General features: G+C 72.2%; 13 protein-coding genes. 7 read left to right on the top strand and 6 right to left on the bottom strand.

Going from position 1 to position 18,251, the window contains the following annotated elements; translation table 11 throughout:
• Positions 1-80: 80 nt before the first annotated feature.
• Positions 81-2,534 (top strand): polysaccharide lyase 8 family protein, encoded by a 2,454-nt coding sequence (locus tag GFD30_RS00400; RefSeq protein WP_153023249.1) that lies wholly within the window; start codon positions 81-83, stop codon positions 2,532-2,534.
• A gap of 13 nt (positions 2,535-2,547) precedes the next feature.
• On the opposite strand, the gene GFD30_RS00395 is transcribed toward GFD30_RS00400, so the two are convergent.
• The 4 genes from GFD30_RS00395 to GFD30_RS00380 all read right to left on the bottom strand — a co-directional run bounded on the left by GFD30_RS00395 (position 2,548) and on the right by GFD30_RS00380 (position 7,811).
• Entirely contained in the window at positions 2,548-3,078 is a 531-nt protein-coding gene (locus tag GFD30_RS00395; protein ID WP_153023248.1) for a hypothetical protein, read from the bottom strand.
• A gap of 267 nt (positions 3,079-3,345) precedes the next feature.
• Positions 3,346-4,020 (bottom strand): response regulator, encoded by a 675-nt coding sequence (locus tag GFD30_RS00390; protein ID WP_322632780.1) that lies wholly within the window; start codon positions 4,018-4,020, stop codon positions 3,346-3,348.
• Positions 4,017-6,563: a sensor histidine kinase gene (locus GFD30_RS00385; RefSeq protein WP_322632779.1), complete on the bottom strand. Its 2,547-nt coding sequence runs from the start codon at positions 6,561-6,563 to the stop codon at positions 4,017-4,019. The genes GFD30_RS00390 and GFD30_RS00385 overlap by 4 nt, the downstream gene beginning before the upstream one ends.
• A 66-nt stretch (positions 6,564-6,629) precedes the next feature.
• Positions 6,630-7,811 carry an ROK family transcriptional regulator gene (locus GFD30_RS00380; protein WP_153023247.1) on the bottom strand — a complete coding sequence of 394 codons (1,182 nt, stop codon included), beginning with the start codon at positions 7,809-7,811 and terminating at the stop codon, positions 6,630-6,632.
• A gap of 292 nt (positions 7,812-8,103) precedes the next feature.
• Between GFD30_RS00380 and GFD30_RS00375 the strand changes: the two genes are divergently transcribed.
• From GFD30_RS00375 to GFD30_RS00360, 4 genes are all read left to right on the top strand, one after another.
• Entirely contained in the window at positions 8,104-9,516 is a 1,413-nt protein-coding gene (locus tag GFD30_RS00375) for an ABC transporter substrate-binding protein (protein WP_153023246.1), read from the top strand.
• Positions 9,517-9,583: 67 nt separating this feature from the next.
• Positions 9,584-10,567: a carbohydrate ABC transporter permease gene (locus tag GFD30_RS00370; RefSeq protein WP_153023245.1), complete on the top strand. Its 984-nt coding sequence runs from the start codon at positions 9,584-9,586 to the stop codon at positions 10,565-10,567.
• Positions 10,564-11,661: a carbohydrate ABC transporter permease gene (locus GFD30_RS27705; RefSeq protein ID WP_322632778.1), complete on the top strand. Its 1,098-nt coding sequence runs from the start codon at positions 10,564-10,566 to the stop codon at positions 11,659-11,661. Before GFD30_RS00370 ends, GFD30_RS27705 begins: the two co-directional genes overlap by 4 nt.
• A gap of 24 nt (positions 11,662-11,685) precedes the next feature.
• Positions 11,686-13,041: a GH1 family beta-glucosidase gene (locus GFD30_RS00360; RefSeq protein ID WP_153023244.1), complete on the top strand. Its 1,356-nt coding sequence runs from the start codon at positions 11,686-11,688 to the stop codon at positions 13,039-13,041.
• Positions 13,042-13,180: 139 nt separating this feature from the next.
• Here GFD30_RS00360 and GFD30_RS00355 read toward each other — a convergent pair whose 3' ends face one another.
• Both GFD30_RS00355 and GFD30_RS00350 read right to left on the bottom strand, forming a co-directional pair.
• Positions 13,181-13,879 carry a hypothetical protein gene (locus GFD30_RS00355; protein ID WP_153023243.1) on the bottom strand — a complete coding sequence of 233 codons (699 nt, stop codon included), beginning with the start codon at positions 13,877-13,879 and terminating at the stop codon, positions 13,181-13,183.
• A 144-nt stretch (positions 13,880-14,023) separates the two neighbouring features.
• Entirely contained in the window at positions 14,024-15,049 is a 1,026-nt protein-coding gene (locus GFD30_RS00350; RefSeq protein ID WP_153023242.1) for a LacI family DNA-binding transcriptional regulator, read from the bottom strand.
• A 103-nt stretch (positions 15,050-15,152) separates the two neighbouring features.
• Between GFD30_RS00350 and GFD30_RS00345 the strand changes: the two genes are divergently transcribed.
• Entirely contained in the window at positions 15,153-16,850 is a 1,698-nt protein-coding gene (locus GFD30_RS00345; RefSeq protein WP_153023241.1) for a glycoside hydrolase family 13 protein, read from the top strand.
• A 43-nt stretch (positions 16,851-16,893) separates the two neighbouring features.
• Positions 16,894-18,243, top strand: a complete 1,350-nt coding sequence (locus GFD30_RS00340) for an ABC transporter substrate-binding protein (protein WP_153023240.1) — start codon at positions 16,894-16,896, stop codon at positions 18,241-18,243.
• The last annotated feature ends 8 nt before the right edge of the window (positions 18,244-18,251 follow it).

The following is an 18,251-nucleotide window of genomic DNA, read 5'->3' as shown; positions in this document are numbered from 1 at the left end:
TCAACGGCGGACCATGCGTTCGAAAAGCGGCCGCTAGTATTGGAGCGACCTCCACCCCGCCGCCTCGACTTGGACGCCGCATGCCTGGAACGCCCCCCGCTCTCAAACGCCGACTGCTGCTGGGAGGGGCCCTGGGCGCCGCGGGAATCGGCGCCGGCGCCGGCCTCGCGGCCTACTTCACCGCCGCCGCCGACACGCCGCGGATCACCGCTGTGGACGGCCCCGCGAACCCGCTCGACTTCGACCAGTTGCGCCTGCGCGCAGCCGAACTCCTCGTCGGCGGCGAGATCCATCCCGAAGACCCCGAGTACGCCCCCGCGATCAGCCGCATCGACGCCGAGGCCGCACCGCTGTGGGAGACCATGGACCGCAGCGACTCCCGCACCGCCGTGTGGCCCGACCTCGCCCCGGTCTCCTCGGCCTCGAACTTCAACAACTCCTTCCGGCAGCTCTACCGCCTGGCCACCGCCTGGGCCACTCCCGGCACCTCCCAGTACGGCAGCGACGAGGTCGCCGACGCCGTCGTCTCCGGGCTCGGCCTGCTCTACGACGGCGGCTACAACGAGCACGCCGAACAGGTCGACAACTGGTACTGGTGGGAGATCGGCTCGCCCGCGGCACTCCTGCGGACCTGCGTGATCCTCTACGACCGCATCCCCGCCGAGCGGCTCGCGAACTTCCTCGCCGCCGTCGACCGCTGGTGCCCCGACGCGGACATGCGCGTCGCCAACGACACGCACGAGACCGGTGCCAACCGCGCCGACAAGGCCGTGATCCTCGCGCTGCGCGGGATCCTCGGCCGCGACGAGGACAAGCTCCGCCAGGCCCGCGACGACCTCTCCGGCAAGGTCGACGACGGCCGCCACAGCCTCTTCCAGTACGTCACCGAAGGCGACGGCTTCTACCGCGACGGCTCGCTCATCCAGCACGACGACGTCCCCTACGCCGCCGCCTACGGGACCTCGCTGCTGTCCTCCACCGGCCTGGCCGTGTCCCTCCTGGCCGGCTCCGCCGGGGAGATCGTCGACGAGAACGTGCCGGTCCTCTACGACGCCGTCGAGCGCTCCTACGCGCCGTTCATCGAGGACGGCCTGTTCATGGACTGCGTGTACGGCCGCGGCATCTCCCGGCCCGAGCAGCGCGACTACCACAACAGCGCCGGGTTCATCACCGCTCTCACCCAGCTCGCCGTCGGCGCGCCCGAGGACTACCGGTCGCGCTGGCACGCCCTCGTCAAAGGCTGGGTCGAGCGCTCGCAGGAGTCCTTCCCGTACGCCGCGCAGGCCGGCATCGCCGGGATCAGCCGCGTCAAGTCGATCCTCGACGACCCCGGCGTCCAGGCCGCGCCCCGCGCCGACTACACCCGCGTCTACGCCGACATGGACCGCGTCCTCGCCCGCCGCCCCGAGTGGTCCTGGGCGCTCTCGCTCTCCTCGAACCGCGTGGCCGCCTACGAGATGGGCAACTGGGAGAACCTGCACGGCTGGTACCTGGGCGACGGCATGACCTACCTCTACCTGCCCGGCGACCCGCGCCAGTACAACGACGAGTTCTGGCCCACCGTGAACCCGTACCGCCTCCCCGGAACCACTGTGGACACCCGGGAGCGCGAGGTCATCGCCGCGGACGAGGGCATGGTCAAGCACCTCCCCGAGAACGCCGTCGCAGGCGGCGCCGTCCTCGACGACCGGTACGCCGCCGCGGCGATGGACCTCATCGCCGACGGTTCCACGCTGCGTGCCAAGAAGTCCTGGTTCGTCCTCGACGACGCGGTCGTCGCCCTCGGCGCGGGCATCACCGCCTCGGACGGCCGCACCGTCGAGACCACGGTGGAGCACCGCAGCCTCGGCGAGGACGGCGCTCCGCGCCTGAGCGTCAACGGCGACGAGCAGTCCTCGGACACCGGCTGGTCGGCGAGCCTCGACGACGCCCGCTGGATCCACCTCGACGGCGTCGGCGGCTACGTCTTCCCCGAGGGCGCCGCCGGCCTCCGCGGCCTGCGCGAGTCCCGCGAGGGCGCCTGGAACGACATCGAGCAGGGCCCGACCACCGGCGGCGGCGACACCGAGGTCCATACCCGCCGCTACGCCACCCTCTGGTTCGACCACGGTGTCTCGCCGGCGGACGCGGCCTACGCCTACATCCTGCTCCCGGGCGCCGACGAGTCCGCGACGGCGACCCTCGCCGGCGGCGACCGCATCCGCGTCCTCGCCAACACCGCCACTGTCCAAGCGGTCCAGGACGAGAGCCTCCGCCTCATCGCCGCCCACTTCTGGGAGGCCGGCGAAGCGGGCGGGCTGAGCTGCGATGCCCCGGCTTCGGTCCTGGTCCGCCGGAACGAGGCCGCCGGGTCGCTGGCCGTCGCCGACTCCGGGCGCACCACGGGGACCGCGGTGATCGAGCTGCCGTTCGCCGTGAGCAGGCTCATCGAAGCCGACCGCGGCATCGAGCTCGAGCCGGGCGACCGGCCGCGTCTCACGGTGCAGCTCGGGGACACCGGAGGCCAGACCCTGACCGCCGTCCTCGGCTATTGAGCCGGCAGCGGCGCTACGGGAGCCGGGTGATGCGGCGCAGCCACTCGGTGCCGAGGATCGCGGCCACGGCCGCGAGGGTCAGGGCCGCGGTCTCGACGGGGCCGTACCAGAACGGTTCAGCGTCGCGGACGTACTCGGCGACCCACGTGTCGGCCTCGTTCGCCGTCGCGACCGCGAAGCGCCAGCCGAGGTCGAACACGGCCGGGAGGACCGCCAGGACGATCGCGAGGATCGTGGCGGCCATCGCGAACCGGGCCGCGGGCCGGTCGCGGGAGGCTTTCACGGCGGCCGCCGCGAACAGGGCCGCGAAGACCGCGTAGGCGAGGACCGCCAGCCAGTACGGGCCGTACCAGGAGATCGGCCCGAACTGCTCGCAGGCGGCCGTCCAATCCGGGTTCCGCTCGGACCGGCAGCCGTCGCCGGAGGCCGAGGTGAAATCGCCGTACAGCGCGATCTTCGCGACCGCCAACGCCGCGAACAGCGCCCCGGCCGTCCACAGTGCGGCGACCGCGCCCTTGCGCGCCGTGGTCTCCGTCGTGCTCATGTCCCGCTCCAGTCTTTCGGTGATCGGCCCCCACTGTAGGAGCGGGTTCCCCGCCCGCGTCCGCACGATGCGCATCCGGCGCGAACCCGTGGGCTCTGAACTGTCCGCTTCCACTGCGCCGTCCACTGTGCCCAAGCGGACACATCCGCCCGCCGTGCTCCGGCCCGCGTCCACCGCTCTTCCCAGCGCCTATGGCTCCCGTGCCCGCCGCGGAGCTACGACTGCGGCGCTCGCTTGCGGGCCACGGCCTGCGGTGCCCTCCGCGGCCTACGGCCGGAACCGGTACCCCATGCCCGGTTCGGTGAGCAGGTGGACCGGGCGGGCCGGGTCGGCTTCGAGTTTGCGGCGCAGCTGCGCCATGTACTGGCGCAGGTAGTTCGTCTCGCGGTCGTAGTTGGGGCCCCAGACGCGGTGCAGGAGCTCGCGCTGGCTCACCAGCTTGCCCGGGTTGCGCAGCAGCACTTCGAGGAGCTGCCATTCGGTCGGGGTCAGCCGCACTTCCTCGCCGTCCCTGCGGACCTCCCGTGCGGACAGGTCCACCGTGACCGGGCCGATCGCGGTCACCGGCGAGTCCGCGCCCGGACCGGAGCGGCGCGTCGCCGCCCGCACCCGGGCGAGCAGCTCGCCGATGTCGAACGGCTTGGTCACGTAGTCGTCCGCGCCTGCGTCGAGCGCGGCGATCTTCTCGGCGCTCGCGGCCCTGCCCGACAGGACCAGGATCGGCGCCTTCGACCATCCGCGCAGGCCCTCGATCACTTCGAAGCCGTCCATGTCCGGCAGCCCCAGGTCGAGCACGACCAGGTCCGGCACCACCGCGGCGGCCGCGCGCAGCGCCTGCGCGCCGTCGGCCGCCGTCGTCACCTCGTACCCGTGCGCCGCGAGGTTGATCCGCAGCGCCCGCGCGATCTGCGGCTCGTCGTCCACCACCAGGACCTTGATCACTCAGCACCCTCTCCATCGGACGCCGCGATCCGCAGCGCCAGCACCATCGTCAGCCCGCCGCCGGGAGTCGCCTCCGCCGCCAGCGAGCCGCCCATCGCCTCGGCCAGGCCCCGCGACAGCGCGAGCCCCAGGCCGACGCCCGTCGTGTTGTCGCGGTCCCCGAGCCGCTGGAAGGGCCGGAACATCGTCTCGCGGTCCTCGTCGGGGACGCCCGGGCCGCGGTCCACCACCCGCAGCTCCACCGAGCCGCCGTGGATCCCCGCGGTCACCCGCGGCGGCTCGCCCTCGGGGCTGAACCGCAGCGCATTCCCGATGACGTTCACCAGGATCCGCTGCAGCAGGCCGGGATCGGCGAGCACTTCGGGCAGGTCCTGCGACACGTCGAGGCTCACGTCCGCCGCCGCGCTGCCGAGCTCGTCGAGCGCCCACGGCACCGCCTCGTCCAGTGCGATCGGGACCGGGTCGGCCCCGAGCACCCCGGCCTGGAGCCGGCTCATGTCGAGCAGGTTGTCCACCAGGCCCGTCAGCCGCGCCAGCGACTGCTCCGCCGAATCGAGCAGCTCCGCGCGCTCCGCGGGAGTGAACAGCTCCCCGGAGGACTTCAGGCTCGACACCGCGACCCGCGTGGACGCCAGCGGGGTCCGCAGGTCGTGCGAGACCGCCGCCAGCAGCGCCGTCCGCAGCTTGTCCGCGTCGGTCAGCCGCTGCACGGCCTCGGCCTGCCGCTCGAGCCGCTCCCGCTCCAGGGCCGCGGCCGCGTGCATCGCGAACGCCTGCGCGATCCGCCGGTCCGCGGCCTCCAGGGTGTGCCCGCGCAGCGCCAGCGCGAGGTCGTCGCCGATCGGCAGGTCGTTCTCGGCGGCACCGGGGCTGCCGCACGCGGCGCCGGCGTGGGCGACGACGCGCCACGCCTTCGGGTCCCGCCGCTCGTCGGGGCCGGCGCCGGGTTCGGTGCGCTCCAGGAGCGTCGCCGAGTCCAGGCCGAAGGTCTCGCGGAGCTGTTCGAGGAGGTCGTCGAGGCGGTTGCCGCCGCGCAGGACGCTTCCGGCGAGCGTCGCGAGGGTCTGGGCCTCGGCGCTCGCTCGTGCCGCCAGTCGCGCCCGTGCCGCGGACAGGTTCACGACCGCGGCCCCGCCGAGGGCGAGGGCCACGAAGATGACCAGGGCGATGAGCTGCTCCCGGTCGGCGATCTTGAGTTCGCCGTAGGGCGTGGCGAAGAAGTAGTTGAGGAGGAAGAATCCGAGCAGTGCCCCCAGCAGGGCCGGCCACATGCCGCCGGTGAGCGTCAGGGCCATGACCGCGGTGAGGACGATGAGGATCATCGTGGTCAGCGAGAGTTCTTCGTGGACGGGGATGAGCACGGCCACGAGTGCGGGGACGCCGAGGATCGCCAGGGCGATGCCCAGGCGGCGGCGGGCCGCGTCGATCAGGCCGCGGCCCGAGCGGGTGCGTTTGACGGTCGCGACCCGCTCGTGGCTGACGAGGTGGACGTCGATCCTCCCGGACCGGGCGGTGGTGGTCACGCCGACGCCGCGGGAGAGGGCCTGCGCGAAGCGGCCGCGCCGGGAGGCGCCGAGGACGAGCTGGGTCGCGTTGGCGCCCCGGGCGAACTCCAGCAGCGCGTCGGGGATCGAGTCGCCCGCGACCTGGTGGTAGCTGCCGCCGAGGGCTTCGACGAGGTTGCGCTGGCGGGCGAGGTTGCGTGCGGAGGTCGCGCTGGTGAGTCCGTCGCCGGAGGCGACGTGCACGGCTTTGAGGTCCGCTCCGCCGGAGCGGGCGGCGATGCGGGCGGCGCGGCGGATGAGCGTGTCGCCTTCGTCGCCGCCCGACAGGGCCACCACGACGCGCTCCTTGGACTCCCAGGTGGCGGTGATGTGCTGGGCTTCGCGGTACTGCTCGAGCTGGTCTTCGACCTTGTCGGCCAGCCAGAGCAGGGCGATCTCGCGCAGGGCGGTGAGGTTGCCGAGCCGGAAGTAGTTCGACAGCGCGGCGTCGACCTTCTCTGGCGGGTAGACGTTCCCGTGGACCATGCGCCGCCGCAGCGCCTCGGGGGTGATGTCGGCGAGTTCGACCTGGTCGGCGCGGCGGACGACCTCGTCGGGGACGGTCTCGCGCTGGGGGACCCCGGTGATCTGGGCGACGACGTCGTTGAGCGATTCGAGGTGCTGGACGTTGACCGTCGAGATGACGTCGATGCCGGCGTCGAGGAGTTCGTCGACGTCCTGCCAGCGCTTCTCGTTGCGCGAGCCGGGGGCGTTGGTGTGGGCGATCTCGTCGACGAGCGCGACGGCGGGGGCGCGGGCGATGACGGCGTCGACGTCGAGTTCCTCGAGGGTCGTCCCGTCGTGCTCGACGGTGCGGCGGGGCACGACTTCGAGGCCGCCGAGGAGGTCGGCGGTGGCGCGGCGGCCGTGGGTCTCGACGAAGCCGATGACGACGTCGGTCCCGCGTTCGGCGCGGCGGTGGGCCTCCTCGAGCGCCGCGTAGGTCTTCCCGGCGCCGGGGGCCGCGCCGAGGTAGATCCGGAGTTGTCCACGTGGCACCTGCTAATCATTCACGCGTTTCGCCAGTTCGGCCGTCAAGAACGCGTCAAGGGTGCCGGCGGCGGGTCAGGCGCCGTCGAGGAACCGCGCGATCACGGGGGTGGCCGCGCCTTTGGCGACGGCGTCGGGACCGAGGAGCCCGGGGACGATGCGGGCGCTGGCGAACGGCTGCTGGAGTGCGTATTCGCCGGTGGCGGCGGTGATGTCGTGGAGGCGGCGGCCGGCGAGCATGAGTCCGGCCCAGCCGCCGATGACGATGAGTTCGGGGTTGAAGAGGTTGAGCAGGTCGGCGAGGCCGGCGCCGAGGTAGCGGACGGTCTCGTCGACGACGGCGACCGCGGCGGGGGAGGGGTCGTCGAGGATCCGCTCGAGTGCGGCCGCCTCGCCGGCGGCGAGGTCGACGGCGCCGGCGGCGGCGAGGTAGCGGTCGAGGACGCCTTCCGCGCCGACGTACGCCTCGAGGCAGCCGCGGCTGCCGCATCGGCAGCGGCGTCCGTCGACGCGCATGGTGGTGTGGCCCCATTCGCCGGCGCTGGAGCCGGCGCCGCGGTAGAGGGCGCCGTCGGCGACGACGCAGGAGCCGACGCCGGAGCCGATGAGGGCGATGATGGCGTCGGCGGCGCCGCGTCCGGCGCCGAACCACAGTTCGGCCTGGCCCATGGTCATGGCGCCGTTCTCGACGTGGACGGGGAGCGGGTCGAGGCGCTCGGCGAGCAGGCGGCCCAGGGGGACGGCGTCCCAGCCGAACGCCTGGGCGTGGACGATGCCGTCGGGTCCGTACTCGACGATGCCGGGCATGCCGACGCCGACGCCGAGGACCGGCGTGCTCCCGGCGGCCGCGAGGACTTCCTTGACGCCGGCGGCGATGTGCTCGATGACGGTGGCGGGGTCGTGGCGGCCGGTTTCGAGCGCGTACCGGGCGGCGGCGCGCGGGGCGAGTTTGAGGTCGAGCAGTTCGACCTGGACGTGGGTCTCGCCGACGTCGACGCCGACGACGAGGGCGTGGCCGGGGTCGACGTCGAGGAGGATGTGGGGCCGGCCGCCGTCGGAGTCGACCTTGCCGGCTTCGCGGAGGATCCCTTCGGCGATGAGCTCGGCGGTGGCGTTGGAGACGGTGGCGGTGCTCAGGTCGGTGGCGGGGGCGAGGTCGCGGCGGGTGAGCGGGCCGTCGAAGTACAGCGTGCGCAGCAGGCGCGTCCGGTTGCCGAGCTTGAGGTCGCGCGTGGTCATCCGCTTGGGGCGTGCCATCTGTCCACCAGTCCGTGTCGTTACCTGTCCGGGACCATGCCGTTATTGCGGGGAGATTGACGGCACGGGTCGACCTACTTAATCTAAGTCTTAACAGTAAGTCGTAGACGTACTGGTCCAGCCTACATCCGGGCCGCACCCCGGAGCGCGCCGATTTCGGTCACCCGAGCCCGGCGCGGGAGCGCCGCCCGCACCCCAGCGGCGCCCCCCGCTCAACGACCCTCCGAAAAGGAGCCTTCCGATTTCCCTCCCGGCCGCCGGCGCCCTGCGGCGGCCGCAGCAAGGAGCATCCATGAGGACCACACCTCCCCTCCGCGGCCGCGGCGCCGCGGCCGCCAAGGCCGCCGCCCTCGGTGGCGCCGCCCTCCTCCTCGCCACCGCATGCCTCGACGGCGGCGGCTCCAGCGCCTCCGACAAGGTCGAGATCCGCTGGTTCGTCGGCATGGGCGCCGGCTCGGACGCCCCGACCATCCCCGCCCAGGAAGCGGTCGTCGAGGAGTTCAACGCCAGCCAGGACGAGATCGAACTCGTCCTCGAGATCGTCGACGCCGACCAGGCCCCGAACATCCTCTCCACCCAGATCGCCACCGGCGACGCCCCCGACATCGTCGGCCCCATGGGCATCCGCGGCCGCTCCACCTTCCCCGGCGCCTGGCTCGACCTCACCCCCTACATCGAGGAGCACGAGTACGACCTCATCGACTTCGACCCCGCCCTGGTCGACTTCTACCGCATCGAAGAGGAAGGCCAGATCGGCCTGCCCTTCGCGGTCTTCCCGTCCTTCATGTACGTCAACCTCGACCTGTTCGACGAGGCCGGCCTGCCCTACCCGCCCCAGGAGTACGGCGCCCCCTACATCGACGCCGACGGCAACGAGAAGCCCTGGGACATCGCCACGATGACCGAGCTGGCCAAGCAGCTCACCGTCGACGCCGACGGCAACGACGCCACCAGCCCCGACTTCGACCCGGCGAACATCGTCCAGTTCGGCTTCGGCAACGTCTTCGCCGACATCCGCGCCCAGTCCACCCTCTTCGGCGCCGGATCCCTCGTGGACGACCAGGGCAACGCCCAGATCCCGCCCCACTGGGCCGAGGCCCAGCAGTGGTACTACGACGGCATGTGGACCGACCACTTCATCCCCAACGGCCCCTACGGCGACTCCGACATGCTGGGCGCCGGCTCCTGGTTCGAGTCGGGCAACCTCGCCATGGGCTACACCCACCTGTGGTACGCCACCTGCTGCATGGCCGGCTTCGAAGGCACCTGGGACACCGCCGTCGCCCCCGCCTACGGCGACACCACCACCGCGAAGCTCCACGCCGACACCTTCTCGATCACCAAGGACACCGAGCACCCCGACGAGGCGTTCGAAGTCCTCACCTACCTCATCGGCGACGCCGCCGAAACGCTCACCCAGACCTACGGCGGCATGCCCGCCCGCATCAGCCTCCAGGACGGCTACTTCGACCGCGTCGGCGCCGCCAACTTCGAAGGCCAGGACATCAACTGGGACGTCGCCGTCGAAGGCATGAGCTACGTCGACAACCCCTCGCACGAGGGCGGCATGCCCAACTTCCTCGAATCCGAGGCGGTCCTCGCCGAGTACGCCACCAGGTTCAACCAGGAGGCCGGACTCGACATCCCCGCCGAACTGGCGAACCTCCAAGCCGACCTCCAAGCCGTCTTCGACGCCGCCGAATAGCCCCGGGCGCCGGGCGGTCCGCCCGCCCGGCGCACCGACGCCTCCCATGCCTCCAGAAAGGCGCACCATGTCCGCACTCACCGACGCGGTCCTCACCGCCCGGCGCCGCGGCGGCCGCACACCCGCCCGCCCCGCCGGGCCGATGCAGCGCCGCGAAGCGCGCTGGGGCTACGCGTTCATCAGCCCCTGGCTCATCGGCTTCCTCCTGTTCTGGGCCGTCCCCATCGGCGCCTCCCTCGTCTTCTCCACCCTCGACTTCCAGCTCACCGACCCCGACGCGACCACGTTCGCCGGCACCTCCAACTGGGAGCGGGCCCTGTCCGACCCCGACACCTGGACCGCGCTGGCCGCCACGTTCCGCTTCACCGTGCTGTTCCTCCCGCTCAGCCTCGTCACCGCCCTCGGGCTCGCGCTCCTGCTCAACTCCGAGCACCTCAAGTTCACCGGGTTCTTCCGGCTGCTGTTCTACGCCCCCTCGATGATCCCGCTCGTCGCCGGCGTCCTCATCTGGCAGCAGGTCCTCAACCCCCAGACCGGCTGGGTCAACCGGCTCATCGGCCTGGCCGGCGTCGACGCCACCGGCACCGACGGCATCCGCTGGTTCGACAACCCGATCCTGGTCCTGTTCGCGTTCAGCTTCATCGGCCTGTGGGGCATCGGCAACGCCATGATGGTCAACCTCGCGGGCCTGCAGTCCATCCCCACCGAGCTGTACGAGGCCGCCGCGATCGACGGCGCCGGCTGGTGGCGGCGCCTGCGCAGCGTCACGCTGCCGCTCCTGTCGCCGATCATGTTCTACAACCTCGTGATCGGCTCGGTGGCGATCCTGCAGTACTTCGTCGTCCCGTGGGTGCTCTTCGGCGCCACCGGCCGGCCCGGCGGCGCCAGCCGCTTCCTGCTCGTGCACTTCTACCAGCAGGCGTTCGTATTCGGCGACATGGGCTACGGCGCCGCCCTCGCCTGGCTCATCTTCATCGTCGTCGCCGTCTTCACCGGCGTGCTCTTCGGCACCTCCCGGTACTGGGTCCACTATGGAACGGAGCGATCGTGACCGCCACTGTCGCCGAGCGGCCCGCCGAGGCCGCCGACGCCCCGCCGGCCGAGACCGCACTGCGCCGCCGGCGCCGCGGCATCCTCGCCACCCTCGTGACCACCCTCGGCGCGCTCCTGCTCGCCGTCGTCTTCCTCATGCCCCTCGGCTACGGCGCCGCCACCGCCCTCAAGGACAAGGACGGCGTCTCCGACCCCGACGCGTCGATCCTCCCCGTCTCCGCTCTCACCTTCGAATACGAAGGCGAGGTCCACGACGTCTACGCCGTCCCCATGTCCGACGGCACCGTCCGCGACCTCGCCCTCATCGAACCGGGCCGCGAGTCGAGCGTCTTCGTCGACCCCGCCGACCCCGGCGCCGGCCCCCTCGAATGGCAGGGCCGCTGGCGCACCCTCGACCCCGTCACCGGCGTCAACCCTCAGTGGGGCAACTTCGCCGAGGCCTGGAACACCATCGCGTTCCTGCGCCTGACCGGCTGGACCCTCATGTACGCCCTGGTCACCATGGTCCTGACCGTCGCCTCCTCCGCGGTCGTCGCCTACGGCTTCGCCCGCTTCCGATTCCCCGGCCGCGGCATCCTCTTCGGACTCCTCATGGCCACGATCCTCCTGCCCCCGGCGGTCACCCTCGTCCCCAAGTACGCGGTGTTCCTCCAGATGGGCTGGGTCGGCACCTACCTGCCGCTCATCGTCCCGCAGCTGTTCGCCAACGCCTTCAACGTCTTCCTGCTGCGCCAGTACTTCCTCACCATCCCCAAGGAGCTCGAGGAGGCCGCCCGCATCGACGGCGCCGGACCGATCCGCACCTTCCTGCGCGTCATCGTCCCGCAGTCGGTCCCCGCCCTGACCGCCGTCAGCCTCTTCCACTTCTTCTACGCCTGGAACGACTTCTTCGAACCGCTGCTCTACCTCGCCGGCAACCGCGACATCGTCCCCATCGGCGTGGGCCTGAGCTACTTCTCGGGCGTCTACAACTCCGAACCCCACCTCATCCTCGCCGCCTCGCTCCTGGCGCTGGCCCTGCCCGTCGCGATCTTCCTCGCGGCCCAGCGGGTCTTCGTCCAGGGCATCGTCGTCACCGGCGTGGACAAGTAAACCCACCACCGCAAGGAGCACCGCATGACCACCAGTCCCTTCCCCGACGGCTTCCTGTGGGGCGCCTCGACCGCGGCCTACCAGATCGAGGGCGCCGCCGCCGAAGGCGGCCGCGGACCGTCCATCTGGGACACGTTCGCCGCGACCCCCGGCAAGGTCAAGGACGGCGACACCGGCGAGACCGCCTGCGACCACTACCACCGCTGGCGCGAGGACTTCCGGATCGCCGCCGACCTGGGCCTGAAGGCCTACCGCCTCTCGGTGTCGTGGTCGCGCCTCCAGCCCTCCGGGCGCGGCGGCCTCAACCCCGAGGCCGTCGCGTTCTACCGCGAGCTGCTGGCCGACCTGCGCGCCAAGGGCATCCGATCCGCGGTCACCCTCTACCACTGGGACCTGCCCCAGCCGCTCGAGGACGAGGGCGGCTGGCCCGAGCGGTCCGTCGCCGAGTGCTTCGGCGACTACGCCGCCCGCACCGCCCGGGCCCTCGGCGACCTCGTGGACGAGTGGATCCCGATCAACGAGGCCTGGTGCGCGGCGTTCCTCGGCTACCACGCCGGCGTCCACGCCCCCGGCCGCCAGGACCGGACCGCGGCCCTGCGCGCGGCCCACCACCTCAACGTCGCCCACGGCCTCGCCGTCGCCGCCCTCCGCGAGCACGCCCCCGCCGGCCGGATCGGCTCGGCGGTCATCCTGACCGACATCGAGGCCGCCTCCGACCGGCCCGAGGACGTCGCGGCCGCGCGGCTGTCCGACGGCGGCGGCAACCGGCTCTTCCTCGACCCGCTCTTCCGCGGCTCCTACCCCGAGGACATGCTCGCCCACTTCGCGCCCACCGGCGCCTTCGACGCCGTCCGGCCCGGCGACATGGAGCTCATCGCCGCGCCCCTGGACTTCGTGGGCGTCAACCACTACCACCGGTTCGTCGTCGAAGCCGACCCCAGCGACGCCCACCTGGGCAACCGGGCCCTGCCGCCGCAGCACGCCGTCACCGGCTTCGGCTGGGAGATCCACCCCGAGAGCCTGCGCCGCGTCCTGCGGCGCCTCGCCGGCGAGTACACCGACCTGCCGGTGTACATCACCGAATCCGGCGCGTCCTTCGAGGACGCCGTCAGCGCCGACGGCTCGGTCGACGACACCGACCGCGTCGACTACCTCGACGGCTATATGCGCGCGGCCGGCCGCGCCATCGAGGACGGCGTCGACCTCCGCGGCTACTTCGTGTGGTCCCTGCTCGACAACTTCGAATGGGCCGAGGGCTACTCGAAGCGGTTCGGGCTCGTCCGCGTCGACTACGACACCCAGCGCCGCACCCTCAAACGCAGCGCCCACTGGTACCGCGACGTCATCGCCACCAACGGCGCGGCCCTCGCCTGGCCCTAGCGCCCCGGGCCGGGGTCCGATGCGGACTCCGGCCCGTGCCGGCCCACCGCGGCGGCGGCAGGCCCTCGGCGACGGCGCCCGGGTCGCGCGGGTGAGCCCGGCGGCCCGCCGGAATCTGCACCGGGATCTGACAGGCGGGTCAGTACAGCTGGCCCGACCAGTAGCTGTTCGGGTCGCGGTACCAGGAGCCGTCGCACTCCTCCCACGTGTAGCCGCCGTAGTCCTGGCATTCCTGCACGTACACGTCGTACTCCGAGGGGGTCGGGGCGGGTGCAAGCTGCCCGGACCACTCGGTGCTCGTGTCGTGCTGCCATGAGGTGTCGCATTCGTCGAAGGTGTGGCCGTCCGCCTCGCATTCGCGGATGTAGGCGTCGTAGGGGGTGTAGAGGACGCCCCTCCAGACGCCCTCCGGGTCGTACTCCCAGGAGAACTCGCAGTCGATCTGGGGGTTGCCGTCCTCTTCGCACTCCTCGACGTAGACCTCCCGCGGATCCGGGCCCTCGGTCGGTCCGGGGTCGCCGCCGCCGCCGGGGTCCGGGTCGCCGGTGGGATCCTGGGTGCCCTCGCCCTGCTCGTAGAGCTTCCCGGTCCACTCGGGCGAGGGGTCGAGGTCGCGCGAGGCCTGGCACTGCTCCCGGGTGTAGCCGTCGTCCTCGCAGTCCTTGACGTACTGCGCCGCGACGGTCGTGCCCTCGCCCCCGGACTCGGGACCGTAGCCGAGCCATCCGGCGATCGTGGTGAGGTTGGCGAGGAGCGCCACGATGCCCCCGACGGCGGCGAGGGCGCCGGCGAGCCAACCGGTCTTCTTCCAGTTCACGGACGAGGTTTCTGCGTTCACCGGCTCAGATTACGCAGCGCGGGCCCCGGAGCCCGCCCCGATTTCGGCCACGCAGCGCGACCTTCCGGGCACAGGTTCACACCTATCGCCATGCCGACCGGCAGGTGTCGGCGATCCGACATCCGAAGGAGGTTTTGCCCCTGGTCAGCGCTCCGGCGGAGGGCCGGCGGTGCCGCGTTCGATGAGGGCCACGTCCAGTGAGACGGCCTGGGCGGGGCGCTCCTTGCCGGCGAGGCGGTCCATCATGAGCCGGACCGCCTCGGCGGCCTTGCCGGGCAGGTCCTGGGCCACGGTGGTGAGCTTGGGGGTCACGTAGACCGCGAGGTCGGCGTTGTCGTAGCCGACCACGGACACGTCCCCGGGCACCGACCTCCCCGCGGCCGCCAGTCCCTCGATGAGGCCGATCGCGAGGATGTCGGCGGTGGTGAACACGGCGGTGACGTCGGGGTGCTCCCGGGGCAGGCGCCGCCCGTACGCGAGGCCGTCCGCGTGCGTGGTCTCCACTTCGGACACGAGGTCCGGGTCGAAGGCGATCCCGTGCTCGGCCAGGACCTTCCGGTAGCCCTCGAAGCGGCGGCGGACGACGCCGGTGGCCGAGAACGCGGGCCCGGCGAAGGCGATGCGGCGGTGGCCGAGGCCGACGAGGTGCCGGGTGGCGAGCTCGGCGCCGCCGAAGTCGTCGGAGCGCACTTCGAGCGCGAGCGGGTTGGCCGAGTAGGAGTCCATGGCCACCAGCGCCACGCCGCCGACGTCGTCGGCGGTGAGCCGGTCGATGACGACGTCGTTGAAGCCCAGCAGGACCGCGCCGTCGAGGTTCCACGACCGCAGGGCCTCGGTGATCTCGCCGTGGCGGGAGATGCCCCGGAGCATCAGGTGGTAGTCCAGCCGCCGCAGCTCGCGTTCGAGCATGCCGACGACCTCGACGGTGTGCGGGTCGATCGTCAGGCTCGACTCGCCGACGGCGGGCACGAGGAGGCCGACCAGCCGCGAGGAGCGCGCGGCGAGGCTGCGCGCCGAAGCACTGGGGACGTACCCGCGCTCCTTGACGATGCGCATGATCCGCTCGCGCGTGGCCGCGGAGACCCGGGCCTGCTTCCCGTTGACCACGTTGGACACGGTCATGAGGCTGACGCCGGCCTCGGCCGCGATGTCCTTCAGCGTGACGCCCAAGGGGGCTCCTCTCCATCGGGCGAGCGGTTACCGGACACCCGCCGTTGACAAGTCTGACATCCGTCGTCTACGCTACCGATCAAGGTATAGCGCTAAACCTAGCATGTGCTGGGCATTCACCCTGCCCTGCCCCCTCGTTTCAGCGCCCTCCCACGGAAACGGAGCCACATTGCACGCGCGACAGCAGCCCGCGACCGCCCCCGAATGGTGGCGGAACGCGGTGATCTACCAGGTCTACCCGCGCAGCTTCGCCGACGCCGACGGCGACGGCACCGGCGACCTCGCCGGCGTGCGCGAGCGCCTGCCCTACCTCGCCGCGCTCGGCGTCGACGCGCTCTGGTTCACCCCCTGGTACCGCTCGCCCCAGGCCGACGGCGGCTACGACGTCGCCGACTACCGGCAGATCGACCCCGCGTACGGCACCCTCGTCGACGCCGAGGCCCTCATCGCCGACGCCCTCGCCCTCGGCATCCGCACCATCGTCGACGTCGTCCCCAACCACGTCTCCTCCCAGCACCCCTGGTTCCAGGACGCGCTCGCCGGCGTCCCCGGCGCCCGCGACCGGTTCTGGTTCCGCGACGGCAAGGGCCCCGGCGGCGACGAGATGCCCACCCGCTGGACCTCCAGCTTCGGCGGCGACACCTGGACCCGGGTCCAGGACCCCGACGGGCGGCCCGGCCAGTGGTACCTCCACCTGTTCGACGCCGCCCAGCCCGACCTCAACTGGAACCACCCCGACGTCGTCGCCGAACACGAAGCGGTCCTGCGGTTCTGGTACGACCGCGGTGTCGCCGGCATCCGCATCGACTCGGCGGCCCTCATCGCCAAGGACCCCGACCTGCCCGAGGTGGGGGAGCACCACGAACCCGGCACCCACCCGCACCTCGACCGCGACGAGCTCCACGACGTCTACCGCGGCTGGCGCAAGGTCGCCGACTCCTACGCCGAACCCCGCCTCCTCGTCGGCGAGGTCTGGCTCGAGGACACCGACCGGTTCGTGCGCTACCTCCGCGACGACGAGATGCACATGGCCTTCAACTTCGACTTCATGACCCGCCCCTGGGACGACGCCGCCCTCGCCGAGTCCATCCGCTCCACCCTCGCCGCCCACGCGAGCGTCGGCGCCCCGCCCACCTGGGTCCTGTCCAACCACGACGTCACCCGCCCCGTCACCCGCTACGGCCGCGAGGACTCCTCCTTCGCCTTCGCCGCCAAGCGCTTCGGCACCCCCACCGACCTCGCGCTCGGCGCCCGCCGCGCCCGCGCCGCCGCCCTGCTCACCGCCGCCCTCCCCGGCGTCCTCTACGTCTACCAAGGCGACGAGCTGGGCCTCCCCGAAGTCGAAGACCTCCCCGACGGCGCCCGCCAGGACCCCATGCACTTCCGCACCGGCGGCGTCGACCCCGGCCGCGACGGCTGCCGCGTCCCCCTCCCGTGGACCCCCGACGGCCCCACCTACGGCTTCAACACGAACGGCGCTCCCCCCTGGCTGCCCCAGCCCGCCGGCTGGGGCAGCCGCGCCGCCGCCCTCCAGGAGACCGACCCGGACTCCTTCCTGTCGCTCTACCGCGAAGCGATCCGCCTGCGCCGCAGCGAACCCGCACTGCGCACCGGCGGCTTCGCCTGGACCGACACCGCGCCCGGCGTCCTCGCCTTCCGGCGAGGCGAGGACCTGACCTGCGTCGTCAACTTCGGCGACGCCCCAGCGGCACTGCCCGCCCACACCGAGGTGCTGCTCGCCAGCGCCCCGCTCGAGGACGGCCGCCTGCCCGGCGACACCGCCGCGTGGCTGCGGGACTGACCGCGCAACCCCTCCGACCCACTGGAACCGACAAGGAGCAACGATGCAAACCTCTCGCACAGCGGCCGCCACGGCCGCGGCCGCCCTCGCGGCACTCGCCCTCGCCGCCTGCACCGACGACGGGCCCGACGACGGCAAGACCCACATCACCGTCACCATCGACGCCGGACTCGAACAGGACGCCATCGACGCGTTCAACGCCCGCGTCGCCCAGTTCGAGGACGCCAACCCCGACATCGACGTGGAGACCCAGGAGTACACCTGGACCGCCGGGACCTTCACCGCCCAGCTCGCCGGCGGCACCCTCCCGGACGTGTTCGTCATCCCCTTCACCGACGGGCGCGGCCTCATCGAGCGCGGCCAGATCGCCGACATCGGCGACTACACCGCCGACCTCCCGTACCGCGACGCCTTCAACCCCAACATCGCCGCCGCCGGCGAGGACGCCGACGGGAACATGTGGGCTATCCCGATCTCCGCCTACGGCCAGGGCCTCCACTACAACCGGACCCTGTTCGAGGCCGCCGGGCTCGACCCCGACGCCCCGCCGACCACCTGGGCCGAGGTCCAGGCCGCCGCGAAGCAGATCAGCGAGGCCACCGGCGAGGCCGGCTACGCGGTGATGACCAACGACAACACCGGCGGCTGGATCCTCACCACCGTCGTCAACGCCCTCGGCGGCCGCACCGAGGACGGCGGCACCGCCACCATCGACACCCCGCAGATGCGCCAGGCCCTCGAGCAGCTCCAGGCGATGCGCTGGGAGGACGACTCCATGGGCGACACCCTCCAGTACGACTGGGCCGGCATCAACCAGGACTTCGCCTCCGGCCGCATCGGCATGTACGTCTCCGGCGGCGGCAACTACGGCAACCTCTTCACCCAGAACGGCCTCAACCCCGACGACTACGGCCTGACCGTGCTCCCGCTCGCCGACTCGCCCGACGCCGGCGTCCTCGGCGGCGGCACCCTCGCTGCCGTCAGCCCGAACGCCGAACCCGCCGAGCAGGAGGCCGCGGTCGCCTGGATCGACTTCTACTACATGGAGAAGCTCACCGACGAGGCCGCCGCCGTCGCCGACGCCGAGGTCAAAGCCGAGACCGGTCAGCCCGTCGGCGCCCCCGAGCTGCCCGTGTTCGACAAGGCCACCTACGACGAGCAGCAGGGCTGGATCGCCGAGTACGTCAACGTCCCCGTCGAGCAGATGGCCCCCTACACCTCCCAGGTGTTCGACCAGCCCCTGCTCACCGAACCCGTCACCGCCACCCAGGAGGTCTACGGGGTGCTCGACACCGTCGTCCAGACCATCCTGACCGACGAGAACGCCGACATCGACGCGCTCCTGGAGACGGCCCAGGCCGAAGCCCAGGCCGCCATGGACGCCGCCGCCTAAGGCACCCC

The organism is Glycomyces albidus, from assembly GCF_009451885.1.
Lineage (GTDB): Bacteria > Actinomycetota > Actinomycetes > Mycobacteriales > Micromonosporaceae > Glycomyces > Glycomyces albidus.
Note: the sequence above shows the minus strand (reverse complement) of the source record. Positions and strands in the feature narration are given on the sequence as shown.

Excerpts from the sequence above, each read along its gene's own strand:
- GFD30_RS00380 (WP_153023247.1), bottom strand. The coding sequence starts at position 7,811 with ATGGCACGCCCCAAGCGGATGACCACGCGCGACCTCAAGCTCGGCAAC.
- GFD30_RS00345 (WP_153023241.1), top strand. The coding sequence starts at position 15,153 with ATGTGCTGGGCATTCACCCTGCCCTGCCCCCTCGTTTCAGCGCCCTCC.
- GFD30_RS00375 (WP_153023246.1), top strand. The coding sequence starts at position 8,104 with ATGAGGACCACACCTCCCCTCCGCGGCCGCGGCGCCGCGGCCGCCAAG.
- GFD30_RS00395 (WP_153023248.1), bottom strand. The coding sequence starts at position 3,078 with ATGAGCACGACGGAGACCACGGCGCGCAAGGGCGCGGTCGCCGCACTG.
- GFD30_RS00370 (WP_153023245.1), top strand. The coding sequence starts at position 9,584 with ATGTCCGCACTCACCGACGCGGTCCTCACCGCCCGGCGCCGCGGCGGC.
- GFD30_RS00400 (WP_153023249.1), top strand. The coding sequence starts at position 81 with ATGCCTGGAACGCCCCCCGCTCTCAAACGCCGACTGCTGCTGGGAGGG.
- GFD30_RS00340 (WP_153023240.1), top strand. The coding sequence starts at position 16,894 with ATGCAAACCTCTCGCACAGCGGCCGCCACGGCCGCGGCCGCCCTCGCG.
- GFD30_RS00360 (WP_153023244.1), top strand. The coding sequence starts at position 11,686 with ATGACCACCAGTCCCTTCCCCGACGGCTTCCTGTGGGGCGCCTCGACC.